Annotated in this window: 10 protein-coding genes and 1 pseudogene; 6 read left to right on the top strand and 5 right to left on the bottom strand. The window is 70.0% G+C overall.

The window, feature by feature from the left end; genetic code table 11:
• Nucleotides 1-430: pseudogene (locus F3J15_RS36115) on the top strand (MFS transporter); the annotation flags it as partial.
• An 85-nt stretch (nt 431-515) separates the two neighbouring features.
• Here F3J15_RS36115 and F3J15_RS36110 read toward each other — a convergent pair.
• Complete coding sequence (locus F3J15_RS36110) at nt 516-1,157, bottom strand: LysE family translocator (RefSeq protein WP_069246902.1); 642 nt, start codon at nt 1,155-1,157, stop codon at nt 516-518.
• Nucleotides 1,158-1,233: 76 nt separating this feature from the next.
• Nucleotides 1,234-2,190, bottom strand: a complete 957-nt coding sequence (locus tag F3J15_RS36105) for an NAD(P)-dependent oxidoreductase (protein ID WP_275691255.1) — start codon at nt 2,188-2,190, stop codon at nt 1,234-1,236.
• A gap of 9 nt (nt 2,191-2,199) precedes the next feature.
• On the opposite strand from F3J15_RS36105, the gene F3J15_RS36100 reads away from it, so the two are divergent.
• Entirely contained in the window at nt 2,200-2,961 is a 762-nt protein-coding gene (locus F3J15_RS36100; protein ID WP_166897385.1) for a Mut7-C RNAse domain-containing protein, read from the top strand.
• A gap of 81 nt (nt 2,962-3,042) precedes the next feature.
• Here the strand turns inward: F3J15_RS36100 and F3J15_RS36095 are convergent, their stop codons facing one another.
• A complete protein-coding gene (locus F3J15_RS36095) occupies nt 3,043-3,276 on the bottom strand; it encodes a hypothetical protein (protein ID WP_069246900.1) in 234 nt (77 codons plus the stop codon).
• Between the two features lie 346 nt (nt 3,277-3,622).
• Here F3J15_RS36095 and F3J15_RS36090 point away from each other — a divergent pair, with 346 nt between their 5' ends.
• From F3J15_RS36090 to F3J15_RS36075, 4 genes are read left to right on the top strand one after another with little or no spacing between them, the layout of a single operon-like run.
• Nucleotides 3,623-4,828: an efflux RND transporter periplasmic adaptor subunit gene (locus F3J15_RS36090; protein WP_166897382.1), complete on the top strand. Its 1,206-nt coding sequence runs from the start codon at nt 3,623-3,625 to the stop codon at nt 4,826-4,828.
• 7 nt (nt 4,829-4,835) lie between these two features.
• Complete coding sequence (locus F3J15_RS36085; protein WP_089444777.1) at nt 4,836-5,534, top strand: ABC transporter ATP-binding protein; 699 nt, start codon at nt 4,836-4,838, stop codon at nt 5,532-5,534.
• 21 nt (nt 5,535-5,555) lie between these two features.
• A complete protein-coding gene (locus tag F3J15_RS36080; RefSeq protein WP_166897379.1) occupies nt 5,556-6,710 on the top strand; it encodes an ABC transporter permease in 1,155 nt (384 codons plus the stop codon).
• A gap of 8 nt (nt 6,711-6,718) precedes the next feature.
• Nucleotides 6,719-7,885, top strand: a complete 1,167-nt coding sequence (locus tag F3J15_RS36075; protein WP_166897376.1) for an ABC transporter permease — start codon at nt 6,719-6,721, stop codon at nt 7,883-7,885.
• A 19-nt stretch (nt 7,886-7,904) separates the two neighbouring features.
• Here the strand turns inward: F3J15_RS36075 and F3J15_RS36070 are convergent, their stop codons facing one another.
• Nucleotides 7,905-9,236 carry a carotenoid oxygenase family protein gene (locus F3J15_RS36070; RefSeq protein ID WP_166897373.1) on the bottom strand — a complete coding sequence of 444 codons (1,332 nt, stop codon included), beginning with the start codon at nt 9,234-9,236 and terminating at the stop codon, nt 7,905-7,907.
• A gap of 17 nt (nt 9,237-9,253) precedes the next feature.
• On the bottom strand, nt 9,254-9,632 hold a 379-nt coding region (locus F3J15_RS36065; protein ID WP_166897370.1), incomplete at its 5' end, for a DUF2239 family protein.

Raw genomic sequence — 9,632 nt, 5'->3', positions numbered from 1 at the left:
CGACCGCGGCCATGGCCCGGCCGCGCAGCGGATCGCGCACGGCACGATGCTCGTGGCGCTCGTCGTGCTCGGGATCGCGGGCGCCGGCTGGTTCGGCTTCGACGCGCACCTGCATCGCGGCCTCGCGCTCGCGCTGCTGGCCGGCGGCGCGGCTCTGCTCGACGCGGGCGTCATCGTCGACCAGACGATCGGCCGCCGCGAGATCAACCTGCTGAACCCGGCCGCGCGCGGCCGCCTGAACGGATTGTTCGTCGGGCTGTTCTTCATCGGGGGGGCGCTCGGCGCGGTGCTCGCAGGCAGCGCGTGGGCCTGGGGCGGGTGGAGCGCGGTGTGCGGCGTGGGGTTTGCGTTCGCAGGCGCGGCCGCCGTTTTCGGGCTCACGGCCGGACGCGGAGCCGGCGCAGCGGCATTGACGCGCCCGCGTGCCTGAGCGAGCGTGACTCAGGCCCGAAAAGCAGAACGCCCCGCCCTCTCAAGAGGGACGGGGCGTTCGGTACGCCGGTGTCCGTGCGAAATCAGTGACGAACCAGCGCCATCATCGCGCCGAAGCCGACGAACAGCCCGCCCGTCAGCCGGTTGAAGATCTTCGCCACGCTCTGGCTCTTCAACGTCGCGCCGATGCGCGTGCCGAACGACGCGTAGACGAGATACCAGCTCACCTCGATCACCGCGAACGTGACGACGAGGACACCGAACTGCGGCAGCGTCGGCTCGGCCGCGTTGATGAACTGCGGCAGCAGCGCGGCCGCGAACAGGATCGCCTTCGGATTGCTGCCCGCGACCAGGAAACCGTTGCGGAACAGCGTCCCGCGCGATGCCGGCGCGGCCTGGCGCGACACGGTGTCGACGTCGGCGGCAGGTTGCGCGTCGTCGACGCGTGCGCGCCACGCCTTCACACCGAGGTAGATCAGGTAGGCCGCACCCGCAAAGCGCAACGTGTTGAACATCGCCGGCCACGCTTCGAGCACCGCGCCGAGACCCGCCGCCGACACCGACAGCATCAGCACCAGCGCGGTGAGGCAGCCGGCCATCGTCCACGTCGAACGCCGCAGCCCGTGCCGCGCGCCGTGCGTCATCACCAGCAGCATGTTCGGGCCCGGAATTGCCGACACGACGAACACCGTCGCCACGAAAAGCCACCACGTATGCAAGTTCATGCCTGCCTCTGCGTCGATGTAAGGAAAAACGAAACGTCGATTATGCCGGTGTGCCGGACTTCTGTCGCGCGACGGCTCAGCGGCCCGCGCGGCGCAGCGCGACTTCGCCGAGCACCGCGAAATCCTGCTCGCCGCCGCCGTGCGCAAGCGCGTCGAGCAGGTTGTCGCGCACGACGCTTGCCACCGGCAGCGGCACCGACACGGCGTCGCCGGCTTCCAGCGCCAGGCGAACGTCTTTCAGCCCGAGGCGGGCCTTGAAGCGCGCGGGCTCGTAGCGCCGCTCGGCGATCATCGAGCCATAGCCTTCGTAGACGGGGCCCGGAAACACGCTGCCGGTGATCACGTCGAGGAAGTCGCGCATCGCGACCCCGTGCGCGCCCAGCAATGCAGAGGCTTCGCCGAGCGTCTCGATCGCCGACGCGAGCGTGAAGTTCGCGGCGATCTTCGCGACGTTCGCGTGCTGCGGCAACGACCCGAACCGCCAGGTCTTCTGGCCGATCGCGTCGAACAGCGGCTGCACGCGGTCGATCGCCTCGGCCGGGCCGCCCGCCATGATCGTCAGGCGCGCGGCGGCTGCGACGTCCGGCCGGCCCATCACCGGCGCGGCGACATAATGGATGCCGCGCGACGCATGCGCGTGCGCGAGCGATTCGGCCAGCGCGACCGACACCGTCGCCATGTTGACGTGAATCAGGCCGCGCGGCGCCTGGGCGAGCAGCGCATCGTCGAAGATCGCGCGCGCCGCGGCGTCGTCGGCCAGCATCGAGAACACCGCGTCGCCGCGAAACGCGTCGGCCGGCGTGTCGACGATCTGCGCGCCGACGGCCGCGAGCGGCTCGGCGCGCTCGCGCGACCGGTTCCAGACCCGCAACGTGTGCCCGGCCTTCAGCAGGTTCGTCGCGATTGCCTGCCCCATTTCACCCAGCCCGATAAATCCGAGATCCATTTCCCGCTCCTTCGCTCCGTGAAGCGGGGAGTTAAACACAGATGCGCGGCGTCTGCAGGGCACACGGCCGGCCGAGCGCGGTGCCATACTGCCCGCATGGTGACCGCGACCTTCCGCTTCCACGACGAACTGAACGCCTTTCTCCCGCGCGCACAGCGCGACCGCGCGTTCGCGCACGCGTGTGCGCGCGACGCGACGGTGAAGCACGCGATCGAGGCGCTCGGCGTCCCGCATACCGAAATCGGCCGGCTGTGCGTGAACGATGCGCCGGCCGCGCTCGACCGGCCGCTCGACGACGGCGACCGGATCGAGGTCTTTCCGGAACGCGCGCAGCCGGCTACGAACGGGGCCACCGCGTCGCCACCGGCGCAATGGTGCTTCGTCGCCGACGCGCATCTCGGCGGCCTCGCGCAGCTGCTGCGCCTCGCGGGCTTCGACACCTGCTACGACAACCACTACCGCGACGACGAGCTCGCGGCGCTCGCCGCGCGAGACGGCCGGATCGTGCTGACCCGCGACCGCGAGCTGCTCAAGCGGCGCGCGGTCGAGCGCGGCTGCTACCTGCACGCGCTGCAGCCGGTCGACCAGTTGCGCGAGCTGTTCGAGCGGCTCGATCTCGCGCCGCACATGCGGCCGTTCCGGCTGTGCCTGCGCTGCAATGCGCCGCTGCATCCGCTCGACGCGGCGGCCGCCGCGCCGCGCGTGCCGGCCGGCGTCCGGCTGCGGCACCGGCGCTTCGCCGCGTGCGACGTGTGCCGGCGCGTGTTCTGGGAAGGCTCGCACTGGCGGCGCATGCGCACGGTGGTCGACGCGATGCGCACGCCGCCGCCGCGGCCATCCGGCGAACACGAGGCCTGAAAAAACAAAACCCCGCATGCGTGAACATGCGGGGTCTCGCGACCGGCGGCCGGCAATGCCGGCCGCGGCGCAATGCGCTTCTTAGTTCTGCGCGCCTGCGTCGTTCGTGCCGGCGGCCGATGCGGCGTCGGCCTTCGCCTTGCCCTTGGCCGAACCGTGGCGCTTCAGCTGGTGCTTCGGCTTGCTGTGATCCTTCTTGGCCGGTGCCGGAGCGGCAGCCGACGCGTCGGCTGCCGGCGCGGACGCCTGTGCGAATGCCGAAACCGATGCGAGTGCGAATGCTGCGGCGATGATCGAAGCGAGCGTCTTCTTCATTGTTCTTCCTTTAGCGGAGAAAAAATCAAACGTACCGGTAAGTAAAGATGCGAGGCATTCGCATCGGAGCCCCAGGCCGCGAAGCCGGCTTTCACCGTTCCACCGCGACAAAACCTGACGCACTGGTTCCATAACGCACCGTGTTCGCGGAAAGTTGACACGTTGCTTGCGCCCCTCGGGTTTCTCCGGGGGCGCACGCCATGCCTTGCCTGCCGCCGCCGCGACGGCCGCCCCAACCCGCTCGCGCGCCGTCGGGGCGACGCTTATACTGGCGTCCATCCGTCCCTTTCCCCGGAAACCGGATCGCGGCCGGTCGCCAGACCGCCGCCGTCTCGAGGCGCTCAAATTGCCCGATCACAATCTGGACAAACTGAAGATCGACCGGCGTCCGCTCGCACCGGCGCCCCGTCGCCGCCGGTGGCTCCGCTATGCGGTGGCCGCCGCGCTCGTCATCGCCGCGATCGCCGCCGGCCTCGCGCTCACCGGCCGGCCGGCGGTCGAAACGACCGCCGTCACGTCCGCCTACCCGTACCAGAACGACACGCAACTCAATGCAACCGGCTACGTCGTGCCGCAGCGCAAGGCCGCGGTCGCGTCGAAGGGCCAGGGGCGCGTCGAATGGCTCGGCGTGCTCGAAGGCACGCGCGTGAAGCAGGACGAGATCATCGCGCGGCTCGAAAGCAACGACGTGCGAGCCTCGCTCGCGCAGGCGCGCGCGCAGGTGCAGGTGTCCCGCGCGAACCTCGGCGTCGCGCAGGCGGAACTGAAGGATGCGGAAATCGCGTTGCGCCGCACGTCCGCGCTCGCGCCCAAAGGCGCCGTGCCGGCCGCGCAGCTCGACACCGACACGGCGCGCGTGAACAAGGCGCGCGCGACGCTCAGCAGCGACCAGGCCGCGATCGCGTCCGCCGAGGCCAACGCGCAGGCCGCGCAGGTCGCGGTCGACCAGACGGTGATCCGCGCGCCGTTCGACGGCATCGTGCTCGCGAAGCACGCGAACGTCGGCGACAACATCACGCCGTTCTCGTCCGCGTCGGACAGCAAGGGCGCGGTCGTGACGATCGCCGACATGGACACGCTCGAGGTCGAGGCCGACGTCGCCGAATCGAACATCGCGAAGATCCGCGCCGAGCAGCCGTGCGAGATCCAGCTCGACGCGCTGCCCGACATGCGCTTCGCGGGCCGCGTGTCACGCATCGTGCCGACCGTCGACCGCTCGAAGGCCACCGTGCTCGTGAAGGTGCGCTTCGTCGATCGCGACGACCGCGTGCTGCCCGACATGAGCGCGAAGATCGCGTTCCTGTCGAAGCCCGTGTCGGCGCAGGACCGGCAGCCCGTGACAGCCGTGCAGGCAAGCGCGGTCGTGGAGCGCGACGGCCGGCCGGTCGTGTTCGTCGTGAAGGACGACGCCGTGCGCGCCGTGCCCGTGACGCGGGGCATGCGGATCGGCGAACTCGTCGCGCTCCGCGGCGTGAAGCCCGGCGACACGGTCGTGCTCGCGCCGGGCGCAAAGCTGAAGGACGGCGCGAAAGTGACCGTCGCGAAGAAGTAGCGCACGCGTGAACGACGCCCCGCCGCCCCTCGTCGAGATCAGCCACGTCGCGAAGTCGTACCGGCGCGGCAACCAGATCGTGCCCGTGCTGACCGACATCACGCTCGATATCCGCGAAGGCGACTTCGTCGCGCTGATGGGGCCGTCCGGCTCCGGCAAGAGCACGCTGCTGAACCTGGTGGCCGGCATCGACCGGCCCGACAGCGGCGAGCTGCGCGTGGGCGGGCTCGACATCTCGCTGCTCGCGGAGGCGCAACTGGCCGAATGGCGCGCGGCGAACGTCGGCTTCATCTTCCAGTTCTACAACCTGATGCCGGTGCTCACCGCGTTCGAGAACGTCGAGCTGCCGCTGATGCTCACGCACCTGTCGCGCCGCGAGCGGCGCGAGCGCGTCGAACTCGTGCTCGACATGGTGAACCTCGGCGACCGGACGAGCCATTACCCGTCCGAGCTGTCGGGCGGCCAGCAGCAGCGCGTCGCGATCGCACGCGCGCTGATCACCGATCCCGTGCTGATCGTCGCCGACGAGCCGACCGGCGACCTCGACCGCACGTCGGCCACCGACGTGCTCGCGATGCTGCAGCGGATGAACGCCGAGCTCGGCAAGACGATCATCATGGTGACCCACGACGCGCATGCGGCGGCCGCCGCGCGCTCGCTCGTGCATCTGGAAAAAGGGGAGCTGATCGATGGGCAGGCCGGCTGACCCGTTGCGGGAGCGCGCGCGATGTACGTGCTGAAGCTGATCGCGCGCAATGCGCTGCGGCACCGGCTGCGCACGCTGCTGACCGTGCTCGGGCTCACCATCGCCGTACTCGCGTTCGGGCTGCTGCACACCGTGGTCGACGCGTGGTACGCAGGCGCGGCCGCCGCGTCCAGCGGGCGGCTCGTCACGCGCAACGCGATCTCGCTCGTGTTTCCGCTGCCCGTGAGCTACGAGAACCGGATCCGCGGCGTCGAAGGCGTGACGGCCGTGGTCCGCTCGAACTGGTTCGGCGGCATCTATCGCGACCCGAAGAACTTCTTCGCGAGCTTCGCGGTGTCAGAGAACTACCTCGACCTGTACCCGGAATTCATCCTGCCGGCGCAGCAGCGCGCCGACTACGACCGCGACCGCCGCGGCTGCCTCGTCGGCCGCCAGCTCGCGACGCAGTTCGGCTTCAAGGTCGGCGACGTGATCCCGCTGAAGGGCACGATCTATCCAGGCACGTGGGACTTCGTCGTCCGCGGCATCCTGGACGGCCGCGACGACTCGACGATCACGCGGCAGCTGGTGTTCCACTGGGATTACCTGAACGAGACGGTGCGCAAGCGCACGCCGAAGCAGGCCGACCAGGTCGGCGTGTTCGTGCTCGGCGTCGCGAACCCGGACGACGGCGCCGCGATCGCGCGCAACGTCGATGCCGTGTTCAAGAACTCGCTCGCCGAAACGCTGACCGAGACCGAGCAGGCGTTCCAGCTCGGCTTCGTCGCGATGTCTAACCAGATCATCGCGGCGATCCGCCTCGTGTCGTACGTGGTGATCCTGATCATCATGGCCGTGATGGCCAACGCGATGGCGATGAGCGCGCGCGAACGCACGGCCGAATACGCGACGCTGAAGGCGCTCGGCTTCGGCCCCGGCTTCCTCGCGCTGATCGTGTTCGGCGAATCGGTCGTGATCGCGGTGGCCGGCGGCGGGCTCGGGATCCTCGCGACGCCGCCCGCCGCGAGCCTGTTCAAGCAGGCGGCCAGCGGCATCTTCCCGGTATTCAAGGTGTCGACCGAGACGGTCGTGCTGCAGGCCGCGTGCTCGGTCGCGGTCGGGTTCGCGGCGGCGATCGTGCCGGCGTGGCAGGCGGCGCGCGTGCGCGTCGTCGAAGGCCTCAGGGCAATCGGCTAGGTTTGCACATGGCGATCCCGCTCAACTACATCGCGCGCAACCTGTGGACCCGGCGGCTCACCACCGCGCTGACCGCCGGCGGGATGGCGCTCGTGATCTTCGTGTTCGCGACCGTGCAGATGCTCGACGCGGGGCTCACGAAGACACTCGTGTCGACCGGCGAACCCGACAACGCGGTGGTGATCCGCAAGGGCGCCGAAACCGAGATCCAGAGCTCGATCGACCACCAGCAGGCCAATGCGCTCGAGATGCACCCGGCCGTCGCGCTCGGCGCCGACGGCCGGCCGCTCGTATCGAAGGAAGCGGTCGTGCTGATCTCGCTGGTGAAGACGTCGAGCGGCAAGCCGTCGAACGTCGTGATCCGCGGCGTGTCGCCGGCCGGCCTCGCGCTGCGCCCGCACGTGAAGCTCACCGCCGGCCGCATGTTCGCGCCCGGCTCGTCGGAAATCATCGTCGGCAGCGCGATCGCGAAAGGCTTCAGCGGCACGCAGCTCGGCGACAGCCTGCATTTCGCGCAGCGCGACTGGACCATCGTCGGCATCTTCGACGCAGGCGGCAGCGGCTTCGATTCGGAGATCTGGGGCGACGTCGACCAGCTGATGCAGTCGTTCCGGCGCACCAGCTATTCGTCGATGGTGCTGCGCATCCCGAGCGCCGACGGCTTCGCGCGTTTCAAGGCCGACATCGACGTCGACCCGCGCCTCACCGACGAGGCGAAACGCGAACAGACCTTCTACGGCGACCAGTCGAAGGCGCTGTCGACGTTCATCAACATCCTCGGCATCACGCTGTCGACGATCTTCTCGATCGCCGCGATGATCGGCGCGATGATCACGATGTATGCGTCGGTCGCGAACCGCGTCGCCGAGATCGGCACGCTGCGCGCGCTCGGCTTCAGGCGCACCAACGTGCTCGCCGCGTTCCTGCTGGAAGCGCTGCTGCTCGGCTTCGTCGGCGGCGTCGCGGGGCTCGCGTGCGCATCGCTGATGCAGTTCGCGTCGTTCTCGACGACCAACTTTCAAACCTTCGCCGACCTGTCGTTCCGCTTCGTGCTGACACCCGTGATCGTCGTGAAGACGCTGCTGTTCTCGCTGGTGATGGGGCTCGTCGGCGGATTCCTGCCGGCGATGCGCGCCGCGCGGCTGAAGATCGTCGACGCGCTACGCGCGCAGTGACGCGCGCCGCCGCTCACGTTCAACGTTCGCGGGGCACCCACGCGCCGTGGAACCCGGCCGGCACGCGGCGCGGCAGGTGCACGGTGGCAACCGGCTCCGCATCGATCGCGCGCGCATCGAGGATCACGACGTCGCTCGTATCCGTCGCCGCGCGGTAGACCATCACGAGCAGCCAGCCGTCGTCCTCGTCGGTGCCGCCCGGGCGCGGCACGAACACGGGCTCGCCGTTCTGGTCGCCGGGCGGCACCGCGTAATGCGTCGTCGTGCCGCGCGCGTGGTCGAAGCGCATCACGCCGCGCATTTCCGCGTTGTTCGGCTGCTCCACGGCGTACAGATAGCGGTAGCGGCGCCCCGTCCGGCTTTCGTTGATGCGCGGCAGCTCGATGCCGCCGTCGGCGAGCGGCCCTTCGTCGATCAGCCCGTTCGCCGTATCGATCACGTAGCGCCACAGCTCGCCGACCGGGTTGTCGGCGAAGCGGCCCGTGCCCGCGTCGAGCCGCAGGAACGACGGATAGCGCACCGCATCGAGCACGATGCACGACGCATCGCAGTCGTATGCGTTCACGACGTGCAGGATGAAGCACGGCTCGACGCCGAACCAGCGCACCGCGCCGCCGTGGCGCGGGATCACGCCGATGCGCGCGGGCCGGTCGTCGTGCCAGCGCAGCGGCATCCGGTGGCCCAGCTTCAGCAGCGAGAAGTCGTAGCCGACGTTCAGGTCGAGCAGCAGGCTGCGGGTTTCGGTGATCGCGAGGTCGTGCATCATCGACGGCGCGCTCAGGTCGATCGCGAGATCGACGCGCTGCACACCCTGCGCGTCGGCCACACCGTAGCGCAGCCACGGTTCGCGCCAGTCCGCGCGGAACGCGATCAGCTCGCCCGTCACCGGATCGATCTTCGGATGCGCGGTCATCCCGCCGCCGAGGCCCGCGTGCCGCGCCGGCACGCCGAGCGACTCGAGCGCGGCCGTGATCGCGAACGGCGCGCCGCCCTCCGACAGCGCGAGCAACTCGCCGGCATGCTGCAGCACGTTCACGTTCGGGTTGGTGTCGGGCAGTTGCGATGCTGCTTCAGGGGCATGCACGGCGGCCCAGCGCTGCGTGCGCGCCCAGCGGTTCCGGTAGCCGGTCGCGCGGCCGCCTTCGAACGTGATCGCATGCAGCATCGCGGCTTCCGGCCACCACGACAGCATGTCGCTCCCTTCGAAACGGCCGCCCGGTGGATTCGGGCCGTTGCGCAGCAACGTGCCGGCGAGTTCGTGCGGGATCGCGCCGCTCACGCGCAGGTCGACGAGATCGACCTCGTCGGCAACCGGCGCGAGCGCGCCGCGGTTCAGATCGAATGCGGTCATGGCGTCCGATGCTCCTGTCAGCAGTCTTCGGTGGACGGCGGCAGCTCGCCGTGCGCCAGCGCGAGCGCGTGGTCGCGCACGTCGTCCGGCCAGCCGGCGATCAGCTCGGCGACGCGTGTCAGGTCGTTCGCATACAGCGCGCGCGCGGCTTCCTCGAAACCGGGCAGGTCGCCCGCCATCGCCGACATGAAGTGGTAGGTGCGCGCCTGCGCATCGCGTCGCCGGTCGGCTTCCGCGTGCGTGCGTCGCGCGTCCTCGACGAGCTTGCGCAACGCGACCGACGCGCCCCCGGGCTGCGTGGCCAGCCATTCCCAGTGACGCGGCAGCAGCGTGACCTCGCGCGACACGACGCCGAGCTTCGGCCGGCCGCGGCCGCGCTGTTCGCCCGCGCTGGCA

Origin of the sequence: Burkholderia sp. Ap-955 (assembly GCF_011753045.1) — a bacterium.
Lineage (GTDB): Bacteria > Pseudomonadota > Gammaproteobacteria > Burkholderiales > Burkholderiaceae > Burkholderia > Burkholderia lata_D.
Note: the sequence above shows the minus strand (reverse complement) of the source record. Positions and strands in the feature narration are given on the sequence as shown.

Coding starts and splice junctions, on each gene's coding strand:
- F3J15_RS36110 (WP_069246902.1), bottom strand. CDS start 1,157: ATGAACTTGCATACGTGGTGGCTTTTCGTGGCGACGGTGTTCGTCGTG.
- F3J15_RS36105 (WP_275691255.1), bottom strand. CDS start 2,190: ATGGCACCGCGCTCGGCCGGCCGTGTGCCCTGCAGACGCCGCGCATCT.
- F3J15_RS36100 (WP_166897385.1), top strand. CDS start 2,200: ATGGTGACCGCGACCTTCCGCTTCCACGACGAACTGAACGCCTTTCTC.
- F3J15_RS36095 (WP_069246900.1), bottom strand. CDS start 3,276: ATGAAGAAGACGCTCGCTTCGATCATCGCCGCAGCATTCGCACTCGCA.
- F3J15_RS36080 (WP_166897379.1), top strand. CDS start 5,556: ATGTACGTGCTGAAGCTGATCGCGCGCAATGCGCTGCGGCACCGGCTG.
- F3J15_RS36075 (WP_166897376.1), top strand. CDS start 6,719: ATGGCGATCCCGCTCAACTACATCGCGCGCAACCTGTGGACCCGGCGG.
- F3J15_RS36070 (WP_166897373.1), bottom strand. CDS start 9,236: ATGACCGCATTCGATCTGAACCGCGGCGCGCTCGCGCCGGTTGCCGAC.